The sequence below is a fragment of the Pseudomonas sp. CC6-YY-74 genome (assembly GCF_002025205.1).
Lineage (GTDB): Bacteria > Pseudomonadota > Gammaproteobacteria > Pseudomonadales > Pseudomonadaceae > Aquipseudomonas > Aquipseudomonas paeninsulae.
In genome coordinates this window covers 3,265,670-3,282,830 of record NZ_CP019947.1, presented here as the reverse complement: position 1 = coordinate 3,282,830, position 17,161 = coordinate 3,265,670, and the positions used below count along the sequence as shown (strand labels likewise).

Below are 17,161 nucleotides of genomic sequence, written 5' to 3'. Positions count from 1 at the left end.
CCATTTGCGCTTCTGTCAAGACTGTTATTTAATGTAAAAAAACATAAATAGTCCGTAAGTCGCGGATGCCAATAGGAAATCGGTCGTGCTAGGGCTCTTCAATAAGAAAGCGAATACGCTGCTGGGGATCGATATCAGTTCGACCTCCGTCAAGCTCCTCGAATTGAGTCGCTCAGGAAGCCGCTACAAGGTAGAGGCTTACGCTGTCGAGCCGCTCCCACCAAATGCGGTGGTCGAGAAAAATATTGCCGAACTTGAGGGGGTCGGGCAGGCGCTTGCGCGTGTGCTGGCCAAAGCCAAGACCGGTGTGAAATCCGTAGCGGTCGCTGTAGCTGGCTCCGCGGTGATTACCAAGACCATCGAGATGGAAGCCGGGCTTTCTGATGATGATCTCGAGAATCAACTGAAGGTCGAGGCCGATCAGTACATTCCATATCCGCTTGAAGAAGTGGCTATTGATTTCGAGGTGCAAGGCTCTTCGCCGCGGAATCCTGATCGGGTCGAGGTGCTGCTGGCAGCCTGCCGCAAGGAGAACGTAGAGGTTCGCGAGGCCGCCCTGGCCTTGGCCGGGTTGGTCGCCAAAGTGGTCGATGTCGAAGCCTACGCCCTGGAGCGTGCTTATGGCTTGCTCACGGAGCAGCTTGGTAGCGGGCATGACGAGCTGACGGTGGCCGTGGTCGATATTGGTGCAACCATGACCACGCTCAGCGTGTTGCACAATGGCCGCACTATTTATACGCGTGAGCAGCTATTTGGCGGCAAGCAGCTCACCGAGGAAATCCAGCGGCGTTACGGTCTGTCCGTGGAGGAAGCCGGTCTTGCGAAAAAACAGGGCGGCCTTCCCGATGACTACGACAGCGAAGTATTACAGCCGTTCAAGGACGCGGTCGTACAGCAAGTTTCGCGCTCCCTGCAATTCTTCTTTGCTGCAGGTCAGTTCAATGATGTCGATTACATTCTTCTGGCTGGCGGCACGGCTTCCATTCCCGACCTCGATCGTCTGATTCAGCAAAAGATCGGCACGCAAACCCTGGTTGCCAATCCTTTCGCGGACATGGCACTGAGCAGCAGGGTCAATGCTGGAGCGTTGGCCAGTGATGCCCCAGCATTGATGATTGCCTGTGGTCTGGCGATGAGGAGTTTCGATTAATGGCGCGGATTAACCTTCTTCCATGGCGCGAGCAGTTACGCGAGGAGCGCAAGCAGCGCTTTCTGGTGACGCTCGTCGGTGTCGTGGTGGTCGCTGCCGGTACGGTGTTCCTTGGTGATCAGTATCTGAGCGGTGCAATCGAGCAGCAAAATGCACGCAACCAGTTCGTGCGCAAAGAAATTGCAGTGCTGGATGCCCGCATCAAGGAGATTAGCGAACTGAAGACGCGACGCCAGCAATTACTGGAGCGCATGAAAATCATTCAGGACTTGCAGGGCAATAGGCCGATCATCGGGCGAGTATTCGACCAGTTGGTGCGGACCTTGCCGGATGGCGTGTATTTCACCAGCGTCAAAATGACAGGCAAGAATATTGCAATTGTCGGGGCGGCTGAGTCGAACAACCGGGTGTCGAATTTGATGCGTAATCTGGATGCGTCCGATTGGCTGCATGCGCCTAACTTGACGCAGGTCAAAGCCACCACCGCAGGTGCTCTGGATCAGGCCAATGTGTTCCAGCTGACGGTTAAGCAAACGCAGCCTGGCGTTGAGCCGGTAGAAGGTGATGAGAAATGAGCCTGGCTGAATCCATCGAGAATTTGCGCAAGATTGAACTCAGTAATCTTGAACTGAATAATATCGGTTCATGGCCAGCTGTTATCAAAGGCATCGTTTTTGTTTTATTTTTCGTGGTAATGCTGGCGCTTGGTTATAACTTCCATCTGAAGGATTTACAGGCCAGCCTAGAGCGGTCGCAGGGGGAGGAGCAAGCTCTCAAGCAGCAATTTTCCAGCAAGGCTTTCCAGGCTGCAAATCTGGAGGCCTATAAGGAGCAGATGAAGGAGATGGAAATTTCCTTCGGGACTCTGTTGCGCCAACTGCCAAGCGATACCGAGGTGCCTGGACTGCTGGAGGACATTACTCGTACTGGTCTGGGTAGCGGCCTTGAGTTCGAAGAGATCAAGTTGCTTCCCGAGGTGACGCAGCCATTTTATATAGAGCTACCTATCCAGGTGGTTGTGGTGGGTAGTTACCATGACTTGGCGACCTTTGTCAGTGGTGTCGCCAGCCTTCCGCGAATTGTGACGCTGCATGATTTCGACACTAAACCGGTTAGCACGGAGAGCGCTTCTGTCATTCGAATGAGTGTTATGGCGAAGACATATCGTTATAACGATAAAGGGATGGATAAATGAAGATTCTTCGTTTGGCTGTATCTGTCTGTTTGTTGTCGTTTTTGCAGGGGTGTGGCTCGGGGGGCGATTTTTCCGATCTGCAGTCATTCTTGGATGAGGTTCGCGCCAGACCGAAAGGCTCGATCGAGCCTTTGCCAAAATTTCAACCCTATGAAGCGTTCACATATGGGGCTTCTTCTCTGCGCAGTCCGTTCCAACCGCCGGTCAAAATCGACATGGTGCGCCGTCAAAAGGGCTCGCAGGAAGTTAAACCGGATGAATCGCGGGTCAAGCAGTTCCTCGAGAGTTTCAATATCGAGGTCTTCGAAATGGTCGGTACGCTTGCCAATGCAACCGATGTGTTTGCTTTGGTGAACGGGGCGGGAGGGGTTCATCGCGTCAAGGTGGGGGATTATTTGGGCCGAAATTACGGCCGCATCCTGGCGATAGATGAAGCAAAAATCGATGTGATCGAGATCGTTCCAGACGGTGAAGGTGGCTGGCTCGAGCGACCGCGCAGTCTCTCCCTCAAGGAGCGCTCTTGAATGAGCGGAATGATTATGAAAAAAAATAACCGGTCTGCCCAACGGAACCCAAGAATGAATAGCCCCTTATCGCATCTAGGTATCTCTCTATTAGCGTTGTTGCTATCGCCGGCCTTGTTGGCCGCTGACCTGCAGGCGCTTGATGTTTCTGCGTTGCCAGGTGATCGCGTCGAATTGAAGTTGACGTTCGATGAGCCGGTGCTTGCTCCGCGCGGCTATACGATAGAGCAGCCGGCGCGGATTGCCCTGGATTTCCCGGGTGTTTCCAGCAAATTGGGTACGAAGAACCGAGAGCTGGGCGTGGGTAACGCGCGCAGTGTCACCGTGGTCGAAGCCAAGGACCGGACCCGGTTGATCATCAATCTGACCAGCTTGGCTCCCTACAATACGCGGGCCGATGGCAACAACCTTTATGTTGTGGTTGGTGAAGGGGCGTCCGGCTCAGCGTCAGTGCGGCCGGCGGCTGCAGCGGCAGTTGTCAGTACCGCTGCGCCGGTAAAGAGCTATGCCGCACATGGCAAGGCTATTAGCAATATTGATTTCCAGCGGGGCGAGCAAGGCGAGGGTAATGTTGTGATTACCCTGTCGGATGCTTCGGTAAGCCCTGATATTCAAGAGCAGGGTGGCAAGATTCGCCTGGACTTCGCCAAGACTCAATTGCCTGAGGCGCTACGCGTTCGCCTGGACGTCAAGGATTTCGCTACGCCAGTACAGTTCGTCAGCGCCACGGGCTCGGCTGACAAAGCGAGTATCGTGATCGAGCCGACAGGTTTCTATGATTATCTGGCATATCAAACCGACAATAAGCTCACGCTCAGCATCAAGCCGTTGACCCAGGATGAAGTTGAAACGCGTAAAAGCGAGCGGTTTGCTTATAGTGGCGAGAAGTTGTCCTTAAATTTCCAGGACATCGATGTTCGCTCAGTACTGCAGTTGATCGCGGACTTCACCGATCTGAACCTGGTGGCCAGCGATACAGTACGGGGCAACATTACCTTGCGCTTGCAGAATGTGCCTTGGGATCAGGCGCTGGATCTGGTGCTGAAAACCAAAGGCCTGGACAAGCGCAAGGTGGGCAATGTGCTGTTGGTGGCTCCGGCGGATGAGATTGCCGCGCGCGAGCGTCAGGAACTCGAGTCGCAGAAACAGATTGCAGAGTTGGCGCCACTGCGGCGCGAGCTGATTCAAGTGAACTATGCCAAGGCCAGCGACATGGCCAAGTTGTTCCAGTCGGTCACCAGCGCAGAGGGCTCTGTAGATGAACGCGGCTCGATAACGGTCGACGACAGAACCAACAGCATCATTGCTTATCAGACTCAGGGTCGTCTGGATGAGTTGCGCCGGATCGTCGCTCAACTCGATATTCCGGTGCGTCAGGTGATGGTGGAGGCGCGGATCGTCGAGGCCAATGTCGACTTCGACAAGTCACTGGGTGTTCGTTGGGGAGGTAATTTCTGGTCTGGTGACAAATGGAATGCTTGGGGCAAGGATGGAAACCTCGGGGTCGAGGATGGTGACGTGGGGCAAGTTGGGCGTTTTCCCGGTATTCGCGAAACGCCATTAAATACCCCTTTTGTTGACTTAGGTGCTGCCGGCGCTACGACGGGTATTGGTATAGGTTTTGTTACCAACAACGTTCTTCTTGATCTCCAGTTAAGCGCCATGGAGAAAACCGGCAACGGTGAGGTTATTTCTCAGCCAAAAGTTGTGACCTCGGATAAAGAGACGGCAAAAATATTGAAGGGTTCTGAGGTTCCCTATCAGGAAGCGAGCTCAAGTGGTGCTACGAGCACCTCTTTCAAGGAAGCCGCGCTTTCGTTGGAAGTGACGCCGCAGATTACGCCGGATAATCGCATCATCATGGAGGTCAAGGTCACCAAGGATGCACCGGATTTCTCTAATGCGGCTGCGAGTGGTGGGGTCCCTGCGATTAATAAGAATGAGGTGAATGCCAAAGTTCTGGTTGCTGACGGTGAAACTATTGTCATAGGTGGCGTGTTTACCAACACCCAGAGCAAGTCGGTAGACAAAGTTCCGTTCCTTGGCGATATTCCGTACTTGGGTGTCCTGTTCAGGCGCGACCTGGTCAAAGATAGCAAATCGGAACTGTTGATTTTCCTCACTCCGCGCATCATGAACACTCAGGCTGTAGCGGTATCTCGTTGAAATATATGCGTAATGTTATTCTTGTTGGCCCGATGGGCGCTGGTAAAAGCACCATCGGGCGGTTGCTGGCCAAAGAGTTGCGGTTGCTATTCAAAGACTCCGACAAGGAGATAGAACAGCGCAGCGGCGCCGATATTCCATGGATCTTCGATGTCGAGGGTGAGCAGGGGTTTCGCGAGCGCGAGCGGGCGGTGATTGCAGAACTCTGCGAGCTGGACGGCCTGGTGCTGGCCACTGGTGGTGGTGCGGTGCTGCATCCAGACAACCGTGCAGCATTGAGGCGTGGCGGTCGAGTGGTGTATCTGTATGCCTCGGTCGAGCAGCAGCTCGATCGCACCTCGCGTGACCGTAATCGTCCATTGTTGCGTGCTGCCGACCCGGGAAAAGTGCTCAGTGATTTGTTGGCGATTCGCGATCCGCTGTATCGCGAAATTGCCGATGTGATCGTGCAAACCGACGAGCGCCCGCCGCGTTTGGTTGTGCAAGAAATCTTGGAGCGCATCGAAGAGCTTTCTCCCCGTTAAAGCGCAGGCTGAACTGCGCTATTCTAGAGCCCTTTTTACATCGGGGGCTCCATGCAAATTCTTCAGGTCGATCTCGGTGAACGCAGTTATCCCATCTATATCGGTGCCGATCTATTGCGCCGCGCGGATCTGCTGGCGCCGTATATCATTGGCCGGCAGGTGGCCATCGTCACCAATGAGACAGTCGCACCGCTCTACCTGGCTGCACTCAGGGCTGCACTTGCCGGTTATACAGTGACCGCGATTGTCTTGCCGGATGGCGAGGCGTTCAAAACCTGGGAGACTTTGCAGCAAATTTTCGATGGTCTGCTCGGCGCACGACACGATCGGCATACGACCGTGATTGCGCTGGGCGGTGGGGTTGTCGGCGATATGGCCGGTTTTGCTGCGGCCTGTTATCAGCGGGGGGTCAATTTCATCCAGATCCCGACCACGTTGCTGTCCCAGGTCGATTCCTCGGTGGGTGGCAAGACCGGCATCAACCACCCGCTCGGGAAAAACATGGTTGGGGCGTTCTATCAGCCGCAAGCAGTCTTGATCGATACGGCCAGTCTGGCCACTTTACCAGCGCGCGAGCTGTCGGCGGGTCTGGCCGAGGTGATCAAGTATGGCTTGATCTGTGACGAGCCTTTTCTCTCCTGGCTCGAGCAGCACATGCCTGCACTGCGGGCGCTCGATCAGGAGGCGCTGACTGCGGCGATCGAACGCTCCTGTGCGGCCAAGGCGCGGATTGTCGGTGCGGATGAGCGGGAGGCGGGGCTGCGGGCCACGCTCAACCTGGGGCATACCTTCGGGCATGCCATAGAGACGCAGCAAGGCTATGGTGTTTGGCTGCACGGCGAGGCGGTAGCCGCGGGCACGGTCATGGCGTTGGAGATGTCGCAACGCTTGGGTTGGATTTCACTGGCCGAGCGCAATCGGGGTATTCGCCTGTTTCAGGCGGCAGGCTTGCCCGTTGTGCCGCCGCAAGACATGACGGCCGAACAGTTTCTGGCGCACATGGCGGTTGATAAAAAGGTGCTGGATGGTCAGTTGCGACTGGTGTTATTGCGTCACATCGGCGAGGCCGTGGTTACCGGTGATTTCCCTCGCGAAATTTTGAATGCCACGCTGAGCGTAGATTACGCCGCGCTGGTGGATCAGCTTGAACATTAATGAGTGTCCCATGACCAGTTTGCATGCTGACGAAGCTTTTCTCGATCACTACAAGTTCAGCCACGATCCCTTTGCGGCGCGTGTGCCGGGGTTCAAGTTTTTTCCGGCCCAGCGCAAGCCGGTCTTGGGCCAGTTGCATCACCTTGCTCGTTACAGCCAGTTGCTGCTGTTGGTCTGCGGTCCTCTGGGGAGCGGCAAGACCCTGCTGCGCCAGGCGCTGGTGGCCAGCACCAACAAGCAGGCTGTGCATAGCGTGGTTGTTTCCGCCCAAGGCGCAGCCGATACGGCGGGCATTCTGCGCCAGGTAGCCCAGGGCTTGCAGGTGCAGCAGGCAGAGTCGCAGGCGATTCTGGCGCAGGTCGGCCAGTTGGCCTTGACCGGGCAGGACGTCTATTTGCTGGTCGACGATGCGGAGCAGTTGAGTGATGGAGCGCTCGCCAGCTTGCTGGCTCTAGCGGCTGGAAGCAGCGAGGGGCGGCCGCATGTTTTCCTGTTTGCCGAACCTGAGTTGATTGCGCGGCTTGAACTGCTGGCCGATGGTGAAGAGTGTTTTCATGCCATCGAATTGCAGCCTTACAGCGAAGATGAAACCCGTGAGTACCTGGCTCAGCGCTTAGAGGGCGCCGGGCGAGAGCTCGGGGCGTTATCGGATGAGCAGGTCGCCACCATTCACGAACAGTCCGGGGGCTGGCCGGGGGCGATCAATCAGGTTGCCCATGACTCCCTGATCGAGGCCATGCGGGTTCAGCGCCGTGCCGCCAAGCGCGCCGGCTTTGCCTTCAATTTGCCGCGCAAGCATCTGCTGGCGCTGGCGGTGGTTGGGCTTGGGGTCTTGGCGGCCTGGTTGATGCAGGGCCGCTCGGATGGCGAGGTGCCTATGCCGGTAACGACGCAGTTGTCACTTGATCGGGTCGCGCAGCCTGTTGTTGATGCGACTGTTCCTGCTTCCGGGGCTGCTGGCGCCGGCGCACCGGCAATAGAGTTCGCGGGTAGCAATCGGCCCGTCCCGCTGCCCCTGGTCGGTGAGTCTCAGCCGGTTATGCGCGAGCCTTTGGCCCGTGCTGCTGGCTTGAGCGGGGTCGAGGAGGCTGATGTCGCGGATGTTGCTGGTTCGAGTGCTGTTGGTGTGCTGGTGGATGAACGTGAGGCGCCAATTGCGTCGGTGCCCCCAGCGCCACCTGCAGTGCCGGTGGCCCCTGTGCCTGTGCCAGTTGCGCCGGCCGTTCCGCCCGCGCCAGTGGTGGCGCCTGCGTTGAAGCCAGTGGCGGTAGCACCTGCGCCAGCGAAGACTGCGGCGGTGGATGATTGGTACGCGGCTCAGGCAGGTTCGCGCTATACCCTGCAAATACTTGGTGCGCGCACAGAGGGCAGTGCTCAGGCGTTTGTGCGTGAGCACGGGGCGCAGTACCACTATTTCAAGAAGCAGCATCAAGGTCAGCCGCTGTATGTCGTGACCTACGGTAGTTTCGCCACTCGCGAGGCGGCTCAGGTCGCCTTGAAAAGCTTGCCGGGCAAGGTGCAGGCTGGCAAGCCGTGGCCACGGACGTATGCCAGTATCAGGCACGAAATCGCCCAGGCCCGTTAACCGGCGCTATGTTTGGCCGTGCGGCAGCCCGGCGTGCGCCATCGATGTGCATCCGGTGACTTGCAGGTCGGTAGCATGACTGCCTGGTCGGTTCCTTCGTTTTCGCGACATAAGCTTGCGATGGGTCGTCACGCCGATTTGTGACGACCCTGGTGGATATGTACAATGACCTCCGTTTTGCCTGCGCAAAGCTGGCACTATGCCCTGCGCGCACGGTAAGTATTTGAATTAGAACGTGATTTGCCTTTGAGAGGCAGCCTGGTGAGAGTCCCTATGAAAGCAGGTTTGTACCGTCCTGATGAGTTCAAGGATAACTGCGGCTTCGGCCTGATCGCCCATATGCAGGGCGAGGCCAGCCATCACCTGCTGCAGACCGCTATTGAAGCGCTGACCTGCATGACCCACCGCGGCGGGATCAACGCCGACGGCAAGACGGGTGATGGTTGTGGTTTGTTGATTCAGAAGCCTGACGCCTTCCTGCGTGCCATGGCCCTGCAGCACTTCGCGGTCGAACTGCCGATGCAGTACGCCGTGGGTATGGTGTTCTTCAACCAGGACCCGGTAAAAGCTGAAGCCGCGCGCGAGAATATGCAGCGCGAGATTCTGGCTGCCGGGCTGACCCTGGTTGGCTGGCGCAAAGTACCAATCGACACCAGCGTGCTCGGCCGTCTGGCCCTGGATCGTCTGCCGCAGATAGAGCAGGTGTTCATCGGTGGCGAGGGGCTCAGCGATCAGGAGTTCGCGATCAAGTTGTTCAGCGCCCGCCGCCGTTCGTCGACGAGCAATGCGGCGGACAGCGATCACTACATCTGCAGCTTTTCGCACAAGACCATTATCTACAAAGGCCTGATGATGCCGGCCGACCTGCAGCAGTTCTACCCGGACCTGGGTGACGAGCGTCTGCAGACCGCTATTTGCGTGTTCCACCAGCGCTTCTCGACCAACACTCTGCCGAAGTGGCCGCTGGCGCAACCGTTCCGTTTCCTCGCCCACAATGGCGAGATCAACACCATCACCGGTAACCGCAACTGGGCACAGGCTCGGCGCAGCAAGTTCAGTAATGACCAGATCTTCGATCTGGAAGAGCTTGGCCCGCTGGTCAACCGCGTCGGTTCCGATTCATCGAGCATGGACAATATGCTCGAACTGATGGTCACCGGCGGCATCGACCTGTTCCGCGGCGTGCGCATGATCATTCCGCCAGCCTGGCAGAACGTCGAAACCATGGACGCCGATCTGCGCGCGTTCTATGAGTACAACTCCATGCACATGGAGCCGTGGGATGGTCCGGCGGGCGTGGTGCTGACCGACGGCCGCTATGCCGTCTGCCTGCTCGACCGCAACGGCCTGCGCCCGGCGCGCTGGGTGACCACGACCAATGGTTATATCACCCTGGCTTCGGAAATCGGCGTGTGGGACTACCAGCCCGAAGACGTGATCGCCAAGGGTCGTGTCGGTCCGGGGCAGATCCTCGCCGTGGATACCGAAACCGGCCAGGTGCTGGGCACCGACGATATCGACAACCGCCTGAAGTCGCGTCACCCCTACAAGCAGTGGCTGCGCAAGAACGCCTTGCGTATCCAGGCGACCATGGAAGACAACGACCATGGTTCGGCGTTTTATGACGTCGACCAGCTCAAGCAATACATGAAGATGTACCAGGTCACCTTCGAGGAGCGTGACCAGGTGCTGCGCCCGCTGGCCGAACAGGGTCAGGAAGCCGTCGGCTCGATGGGCGACGATACTCCAATGGCCGTGCTGTCGCAGCGGGTGCGCTCGCCGTACGATTATTTCCGCCAGCAGTTCGCCCAGGTTACCAACCCGCCGATCGACCCGCTGCGTGAAGCCATCGTCATGTCCCTGGAGATCTGCCTCGGTGCCGAGCGCAACATCTTCCAGGAGTCGCCGGAACACGCGACCCGCGTGATCCTCAGCTCGCCGGTCATTTCCCCGGCCAAATGGCGCACGCTGATGACCCTGGAGCGTCCAGGCTTCGAGCGTCAGCTGATCGACATGAACTACGACGAGTCGCTCGGTCTCGAAGCGGCCGTGCGCAACATGGCCGACCAGGCCGAGGAAGCGGTGCGCTCCGGCAAGGTGTTGCTGGTGCTGACCGACCGCAATATTGGGCCCGGCAAGCTGCCGGCCCATGCCGCGCTGGTGACCGGTGCCGTGCATCATCGTCTGACCGAAAAGGGCCTGCGTTGCGATTGCAACATCCTGGTCGAGACCGCCACCGCGCGTGACCCGCACCACTATGCGGTGCTGCTCGGCTTCGGCGCCTCGGCGGTCTATCCGTTCCTGGCCTACGAAGTGCTCGGCGACCTGATCCGCACCGGTGAAGTGCTGGGCGATCTCTACGAAGTGTTCAAGTACTACCGCAAGGGCATTTCCAAGGGTCTGCTGAAGATCCTGTCGAAGATGGGCATCTCCACCGTCGCCTCCTACCGCGGTGCACAGCTGTTCGAAGCGGTCGGCCTGGCCGATGAAGTCACCGAACTGTGCTTCCGTGGCGTGGCCAGCCGGATCAAGGGCGCGCGTTTCGTCGATCTCGAAGCCGAGCAGAAATTGCTCGCGGCCGAGGCCTGGAACAAGCGCAAGCCGATCCAGCAGGGCGGCTTGCTCAAGTTCGTCTATGGCGGCGAATACCATGCCTACAACCCGGACGTGGTCAGCACCCTGCAAGTCGCCGTGCAGCAGGGCAGTTACGAGAAGTACAAGGAATACAGCGCCCTGGTGGATACCCGCCCGGTGTCGATGATCCGCGATCTGCTCAAGCTGAAACTGGCCGAACAGCCGCTGAATCTCGATCAGGTCGAGCCGCTGGAAAGCATCTTCAAGCGCTTCGACTCCGCCGGTATTTCCCTTGGTGCGCTGTCGCCCGAGGCCCACGAGGCGATTGCCGAGGCGATGAACCGCCTGGGTGCGCGCTCCAACTCCGGCGAAGGCGGCGAAGACCCGGCCCGTTATGGCACGGTGCGCAGCTCGAAGATCAAGCAGGTGGCCACCGGCCGTTTCGGCGTGACCCCGGAATACCTGGTCAACGCCGAAGTGCTGCAGATCAAGGTGGCCCAGGGTGCCAAGCCCGGTGAGGGCGGTCAGCTGCCCGGTGGCAAGGTCAACGGCCTGATCGCGCGGCTGCGTTATGCCGTACCCGGCGTGACCCTGATTTCGCCGCCGCCGCATCACGACATCTATTCGATCGAAGACCTGGCGCAGCTGATCTATGACCTCAAGCAGGTCAACCCGGCCGCGCTGGTTTCGGTCAAGCTGGTGGCGGAAGCCGGTGTCGGCACCATCGCCGCCGGCGTGGCCAAGGCCTATGCCGACCTGATCACCATCTCCGGTTACGACGGTGGCACCGGTGCTTCGCCGTTGAGTTCGATCAAGTACGCCGGCGCGCCGTGGGAGCTGGGCCTGGCAGAAACGCACCAGACCCTGCGCGGCAACGACCTGCGCGGCAAGGTGCGGGTGCAGACCGACGGTGGCCTGAAGACTGGCCTGGATGTGGTCAAGGCGGCCATCCTCGGCGCCGAGAGCTTCGGCTTCGGCACCGCGCCGATGATCGCCCTGGGCTGCAAGTACCTGCGTATCTGTCACCTGAACAACTGCGCCACCGGCATCGCCACGCAGAACGACAAGCTGCGCAAGGATCACTTCATCGGCACTGTCGAGATGGTGATGAACTTCTTCACCTATGTCGCCGAAGAGACCCGCGAGTGGCTGGCCAAGCTCGGCGTGCGCAGTCTCGAAGAGCTGATCGGGCGGACCGATCTGCTGGAGATTCTGCCGGGCGAGACCGCCAAGCAGAATCACCTGGATCTGAGCCCGTTGCTGGGTAGCGACCACATTCCGGCCGACAAGCCGCAGTTCTGTCAGGTCGACAGGAATCCGCCGTTCGATAAGGGCCTGCTGGCCGAGAAGATGGTCGAACTGGCCAAGCCGGCAATCGATGCTGCCAGCGGTGGCGAATTCGCCCTGGATATTTGCAACTGCGACCGCTCCATCGGTGCCCGCGTATCCGGCGAAATCGCCCGTGTACATGGCAATCAGGGCATGAACAAGGCGCCGATCACCTTCCGCTTCAAGGGCACGGCCGGGCAGAGCTTCGGCGTGTGGAACGCCGGTGGCCTGAACATGTACCTGGAAGGCGATGCCAACGATTACGTGGGCAAGGGCATGACGGCCGGCAAGCTGGTGATCGTGCCGCCGCAGGGCAGTCCATTCAAGTCTCAGGACAGCGCCATCATCGGCAACACCTGCCTGTACGGCGCCACTGGCGGCAAGTTGTTCGCCGCCGGCACTGCGGGCGAGCGTTTCGCCGTGCGCAACTCCGGTGCGCATACTGTGGTCGAGGGCACCGGCGATCATTGCTGCGAGTACATGACCGGCGGTTTCGTCTGTGTGCTGGGCAAGACCGGTTATAACTTCGGTTCCGGCATGACTGGCGGCTTTGCCTATGTGCTCGACCAGGACAACAGCTTCTACGACCGGGTCAACCATGAACTGGTGGAGATCCAGCGGATCAACAACGAGTCGATGGAGGCCTATCGCAGCCATCTGCAGCGTGTGCTCGCCGAATATGTGCAGGAGACCGCCAGCGAATGGGGGAGCAACCTGCTGGAAAACCTCGACGATTACCTGCGCAAGTTCTGGTTGGTCAAGCCCAAGGCCGCGAGCCTGAAGTCGCTGCTCTCCAGCACTCGTGCCAATCCGCAGTAACGCAGTTTCAAGCTGCACGCCTGACGCTATGCGTAGCGCGGGGCGTGCAGCTAACGTGATGAGTCTTGCAGCTTGCAACCTGTAGCTTGCAGCTGCTGTAAAGAGGTTTGCTATGACTGAACGTCTGAATAACGACTTCCAGTTCATCGATGTCGGGCGCAATGACCCGAAGAAGAAGCTGTTGCGTCAGCGCAAGAAAGAATTTGTCGAAATCTACGACAACTTCAAACCGGCTCAGGCCTGCGAGCAGGCGCACCGTTGCCTGGGTTGCGGCAACCCCTATTGCGAGTGGAAGTGCCCGGTGCACAACTACATTCCCAATTGGCTGAAACTGGTGTCCGAGGGCAACATCCTCGCCGCCGCCGAGTTGTCGCACCAGACCAACACCTTGCCGGAAGTCTGCGGCCGCGTGTGCCCGCAGGATCGCCTGTGCGAGGGTGCTTGCACCCTCAATGACGGTTTTGGCGCGGTGACCATCGGTTCGGTGGAGAAATACATCACCGATACGGCATTTGCCATGGGCTGGCGTCCAGACATGTCGGGGGTGGTGCCGACCGGCAAGCGTGTCGCCGTGATCGGTGCCGGTCCGGCGGGCCTGGGCTGCGCCGACGTATTGGCGCGCAACGGTGTGACCCCGGTGGTGTTCGACAAGAACCCGGAAATCGGCGGTTTGCTGACCTTCGGCATCCCCGAGTTCAAGCTGGAAAAGACCGTGCTGAGCCATCGTCGCGAAGTCTTTACCGGCATGGGCATCGAGTTCCGGCTGAACACCGAGATCGGTAAGGACGTGACCATGGAGGCCCTGCTCGCGGAATACGATGCCGTGTTCATGGGCATGGGCACCTACACCTACATGAAGGGCGGCTTCCCCGGCGAGGATCTGCCTGGCGTGTACGACGCCCTGGATTTCCTGATTGCCAACGTCAACCGCAACCTCGGCTTCGAGAAGAATACGCAAGACTTCATCGACACCAAGGGCAAGCGCATCGTCGTGCTCGGCGGCGGCGACACCGCCATGGACTGCAACCGCACCGCGATCCGTCAGGGCGCCAGGAACGTGACCTGCGCCTATCGTCGTGACGAAGAAAACATGCCGGGCTCGCGCAAGGAAGTGAAGAACGCCAAGGAGGAGGGGGTTAAGTTCCTCTTCAACCGCCAGCCGATCGCCATCGTTGGCGAGGACCGGGTCGAAGGCGTCAAGGTGGTCGAGACCCGTCTCGGCGAGCCGGATGCCCGTGGTCGCCGCAGCCCCGAGCCGATTCCCGGTTCCGAGGAAATCATCCCGGCCGACGCCGTGCTGATCGCCTTCGGCTTCCGGCCAAGCCCGGCGCCCTGGTTCGAGCAATTCACCATTGCGACCGACAGTCAGGGCCGCGTGATTGCCCCGGAACAGTCGCAGTTCAAGCACCAGACCAGCAACCCGAAGATCTTCGCCGGTGGCGACATGGTGCGCGGTTCCGATCTGGTGGTGACGGCGATCTTCGAGGGGCGTAACGCCGCCGAAGGCATCCTGGATTACCTCGGCGTCTAAGCTGCTGCGCTCGCTACGCTTAGCGTGACGTAGTGGCAAATCGTCGCAATGAACAAAAGGCACGGCACCCGCCGTGCCTTTTGTTTGGTGGTCTGCGAAAATACCCGCACTTTTATGCCGACGACTTATTGCTCAGGAATTGCCATGACCGCCCTGAAGAACGACCGTTTCCTGCGTGCCCTGCTCAAGCAGCCCGTCGACGTCACCCCGGTGTGGATGATGCGTCAGGCCGGCCGTTATCTGCCGGAGTACCGCGCCAGCCGGGCCAAGGCGGGTGACTTTATGAAGCTGATGATGAACCCCGAGTTCGCCTGTGAAGTCACCCTGCAGCCGCTGGATCGCTACCCGCAACTGGACGCGGCGATTCTGTTCTCCGACATCCTGACCATCCCCCATGCCATGGGCCAGGGCCTGTACTTCGAGACTGGCGAAGGCCCGCGCTTCAAGAAAGTGATCAGCACTGCCGCCGATGTCGAGGCCCTGCCGATTCCCGACCCGGAAAAAGACCTCGGCTACGTGATGGACGCCGTGCGCACCATCCGCCGCGAGCTGAACGGCCGCGTGCCGCTGATCGGCTTCTCCGGCAGCCCCTGGACCCTGGCTACCTATATGGTCGAAGGCAGTTCCTCGAAGGACTTCCGCAAGTCCAAGGCGATGCTCTATGACAACCCGCAGGCCATGCACGCGCTGCTCGACAAGCTGACACAGTCGGTGATCGGCTACCTCAACGGGCAGATCCTTGCCGGTGCCCAGGCGGTACAGATCTTCGACACCTGGGGCGGCAACCTGTCGTCGGCGGCCTATCAGGAGTTCTCCCTGGTCTATATGCAGAAGATTGTCGATGGCCTGATCCGCGAGCATGACGGGCGCAAGGTGCCCGTGATCCTGTTCACCAAGAACGGCGGCATGTGGCTGGAATCCATGGCGGCGACTGGCGCCGATGCCCTCGGCCTGGACTGGAGCTGTGACATCGGTGAGGCGCGGCGCCGCGTCGGTGGCCAGGTTGCCCTGCAAGGCAATATGGACCCGACCGTGCTCTACGCCCAGCCCGCGGCCATCCGCGCCGAAGTGGCCCGTATTCTCGCCAGCTATGGCCAGGGCTCGGGTCATGTGTTCAACCTCGGCCACGGCATCACCCCGGAGGTCGACCCGGCCCATGCCGGCGCCTTCCTCGAGGCGGTGCATGAACTGTCGGCGGCCTATCACCGCTAGACTGGTCGGCTCGTCGACGCGGAGTGCGATGCAGTCCGGGGAGTCCAGTGCCTGGCGAAGCGTTCCCGGACTGCAGCCGGGCTGGAGAACTGGGTGGATCCCGCAGACCTTGCATATGCACAGCGGATCTACGGGGCCTGCCGGGCCGGGCTCTTAGGGCTGCAGCGTCGCCTGCAGGCCGCTGTCGCTTTGCGGGTCCGCCGAGCCGGCCATGCGCAGCAACAGACGATGGCCGATGGCGTTGGTCCAGTTGAAGCTGTTCTGCAGCACCACCACGGCGGTCTTGTGCCGGCTGTCCAGGCCCAGGTAACTGGAGTAGCCCGCGACTAGGCCGATCTGATAGGTGATTTTCTGCCCGTCGATGTCATCGACAACCCAGGCGATGGCGGCGGCTTCTTGCGGGCGCTCGACGCGTACCCGCAGGCTGTCCAGCAGCGCCGCATCCAGCTTCGCGTGGGCACTGCCGTGCAGGTGCACCGCGGCATAGTCGAGCAGGTCTGCGGCGTTCGAGTAGAGTGCCGCGGAACCCTGCAGGATCTCGCTGAATTGCCAGTCGGGCACGGGCTGGCCGCGGCGGATGAACTTGGGTTGGTCGCCGGCATGACCGCGAGCCCGCTCGCGATAGCCGCTCAGCTGTTCGGGAGGGTAGCCGGTGTTGTTCAGATGCAGGGGGGTGAGAATCCTCTCCTGCACCAGTTCGGCGATCTTCTTGCCGCTGCGTAGCTCCAGCACATGGCCGAGCAGGCCGTAGCCGATGTTCGAGTAGTGCGGTTCGACCTGCTCGGGGCCGTCGAAGTCGGCCAGGTAGTCGAGTAGGTAGTGACGATCGAAGTGACGGTAGAAATTGTTGCCGGTGAACAGGTACTCGATGAAGTAGCTCAGCGTCCGCGGCGTCATCGGTTGGCGTGGCAGACCTGCGGTGTGGGTGGCCAGTTGCAGCAGGGTGATCTTCTTGGCGTCGTCACTTAGCCGGGTATCGGCGGGCAGCAGGTGTTCGAGGTCGTCATCCCAACTGAGCAGGCCATCCTGTACCAGCATGGCGGCGACGTTGCCCATAAAGCCCTTGCTCACGGAGCCGACGGCGAACAGGGTGTTGCCATCCGGTTGTCTGCGACTGTGCCGATCGGTAACGCCATAGCCGAAGAAGTGTTTTTGCCCATCGGCGCTCAGCACGCCGACCACCAGGCCCGGGGTGCGCTTGCGCTCGATCAGCGGCTGGGCCAGGGCGTCCACCTCGGCCTGCCAGCCACCGTCGTGGGCGAACCGCAGGCCTTGCCGATCCGCTGGGTCGAGGGGTATGCGGGTCAAGGTGCCGCAGGCGGCGAGAAACGACAGCGCCAGGCCGGTGCCCAGCAGCTTGCCGAGCCCGCGAGCGACGGCCGCTGGCCTCACGCCGC

The 17,161-nt window shown here is 59.8% G+C and carries 12 protein-coding genes; 11 read left to right on the top strand and 1 reads right to left on the bottom strand.

What is annotated here, in order from left to right; genetic code table 11:
* Positions 1-85 precede the first annotated feature (85 nt).
* The 11 genes from B2D37_RS14925 to hemE all read left to right on the top strand — a co-directional run bounded on the left by B2D37_RS14925 (position 86) and on the right by hemE (position 15,764).
* On the top strand, positions 86-1,150 hold the full coding sequence (locus tag B2D37_RS14925; RefSeq protein WP_079203425.1) for a pilus assembly protein PilM: 1,065 nt from the start codon (positions 86-88) through the stop codon (positions 1,148-1,150).
* Positions 1,150-1,725 carry a type 4a pilus biogenesis protein PilN gene (gene pilN / locus B2D37_RS14920; RefSeq protein ID WP_079203424.1) on the top strand — a complete coding sequence of 192 codons (576 nt, stop codon included), beginning with the start codon at positions 1,150-1,152 and terminating at the stop codon, positions 1,723-1,725. Before B2D37_RS14925 ends, pilN begins: the two co-directional genes overlap by 1 nt.
* Positions 1,722-2,345 (top strand): type 4a pilus biogenesis protein PilO, encoded by a 624-nt coding sequence (pilO, locus tag B2D37_RS14915; RefSeq protein WP_079203423.1) that lies wholly within the window; start codon positions 1,722-1,724, stop codon positions 2,343-2,345. The genes pilN and pilO overlap by 4 nt, the downstream gene beginning before the upstream one ends.
* Positions 2,342-2,869, top strand: coding sequence for a type 4a pilus biogenesis lipoprotein PilP (pilP, locus tag B2D37_RS14910; protein ID WP_079203422.1), 528 nt, complete (start codon positions 2,342-2,344; stop codon positions 2,867-2,869). Before pilO ends, pilP begins: the two co-directional genes overlap by 4 nt.
* 54 nt (positions 2,870-2,923) lie before the next feature.
* Positions 2,924-5,035 (top strand): type IV pilus secretin PilQ, encoded by a 2,112-nt coding sequence (gene pilQ, locus B2D37_RS14905; protein ID WP_079204994.1) that lies wholly within the window; start codon positions 2,924-2,926, stop codon positions 5,033-5,035.
* A 5-nt stretch (positions 5,036-5,040) separates the two neighbouring features.
* Positions 5,041-5,559, top strand: coding sequence for a shikimate kinase AroK (gene aroK, locus B2D37_RS23755; RefSeq protein WP_079203421.1), 519 nt, complete (start codon positions 5,041-5,043; stop codon positions 5,557-5,559).
* 51 nt (positions 5,560-5,610) lie between these two features.
* Positions 5,611-6,714 carry a 3-dehydroquinate synthase gene (aroB, locus tag B2D37_RS14895; RefSeq protein ID WP_079203420.1) on the top strand — a complete coding sequence of 368 codons (1,104 nt, stop codon included), beginning with the start codon at positions 5,611-5,613 and terminating at the stop codon, positions 6,712-6,714.
* Positions 6,715-6,724: 10 nt separating this feature from the next.
* Positions 6,725-8,299, top strand: coding sequence for an AAA family ATPase (locus B2D37_RS14890; RefSeq protein ID WP_079203419.1), 1,575 nt, complete (start codon positions 6,725-6,727; stop codon positions 8,297-8,299).
* A 273-nt stretch (positions 8,300-8,572) separates the two neighbouring features.
* Positions 8,573-13,021 (top strand): glutamate synthase large subunit, encoded by a 4,449-nt coding sequence (gene gltB, locus B2D37_RS14885; protein WP_079203418.1) that lies wholly within the window; start codon positions 8,573-8,575, stop codon positions 13,019-13,021.
* 112 nt (positions 13,022-13,133) lie between these two features.
* Positions 13,134-14,552 carry an FAD-dependent oxidoreductase gene (locus B2D37_RS14880; RefSeq protein WP_079203417.1) on the top strand — a complete coding sequence of 473 codons (1,419 nt, stop codon included), beginning with the start codon at positions 13,134-13,136 and terminating at the stop codon, positions 14,550-14,552.
* A gap of 144 nt (positions 14,553-14,696) precedes the next feature.
* Complete coding sequence (gene hemE, locus B2D37_RS14875; protein ID WP_079203416.1) at positions 14,697-15,764, top strand: uroporphyrinogen decarboxylase; 1,068 nt, start codon at positions 14,697-14,699, stop codon at positions 15,762-15,764.
* A gap of 153 nt (positions 15,765-15,917) precedes the next feature.
* On the opposite strand, the gene B2D37_RS14870 is transcribed toward hemE, so the two are convergent.
* Positions 15,918-17,156: a serine hydrolase gene (locus tag B2D37_RS14870; protein WP_218190327.1), complete on the bottom strand. Its 1,239-nt coding sequence runs from the start codon at positions 17,154-17,156 to the stop codon at positions 15,918-15,920.
* Between the last annotated feature and the right edge of the window lie 5 nt (positions 17,157-17,161).

What these genes read in the sequence shown, in the direction of transcription:
- pilN (WP_079203424.1), top strand. Translation starts at nt 1,150, where the DNA reads ATGGCGCGGATTAACCTTCTTCCATGGCGCGAGCAGTTACGCGAGGAG.
- pilO (WP_079203423.1), top strand. Translation starts at nt 1,722, where the DNA reads ATGAGCCTGGCTGAATCCATCGAGAATTTGCGCAAGATTGAACTCAGT.
- pilP (WP_079203422.1), top strand. Translation starts at nt 2,342, where the DNA reads ATGAAGATTCTTCGTTTGGCTGTATCTGTCTGTTTGTTGTCGTTTTTG.
- pilQ (WP_079204994.1), top strand. Translation starts at nt 2,924, where the DNA reads ATGAATAGCCCCTTATCGCATCTAGGTATCTCTCTATTAGCGTTGTTG.
- aroK (WP_079203421.1), top strand. Translation starts at nt 5,041, where the DNA reads ATGCGTAATGTTATTCTTGTTGGCCCGATGGGCGCTGGTAAAAGCACC.
- aroB (WP_079203420.1), top strand. Translation starts at nt 5,611, where the DNA reads ATGCAAATTCTTCAGGTCGATCTCGGTGAACGCAGTTATCCCATCTAT.
- B2D37_RS14890 (WP_079203419.1), top strand. Translation starts at nt 6,725, where the DNA reads ATGACCAGTTTGCATGCTGACGAAGCTTTTCTCGATCACTACAAGTTC.
- gltB (WP_079203418.1), top strand. Translation starts at nt 8,573, where the DNA reads ATGAAAGCAGGTTTGTACCGTCCTGATGAGTTCAAGGATAACTGCGGC.
- B2D37_RS14880 (WP_079203417.1), top strand. Translation starts at nt 13,134, where the DNA reads ATGACTGAACGTCTGAATAACGACTTCCAGTTCATCGATGTCGGGCGC.
- hemE (WP_079203416.1), top strand. Translation starts at nt 14,697, where the DNA reads ATGACCGCCCTGAAGAACGACCGTTTCCTGCGTGCCCTGCTCAAGCAG.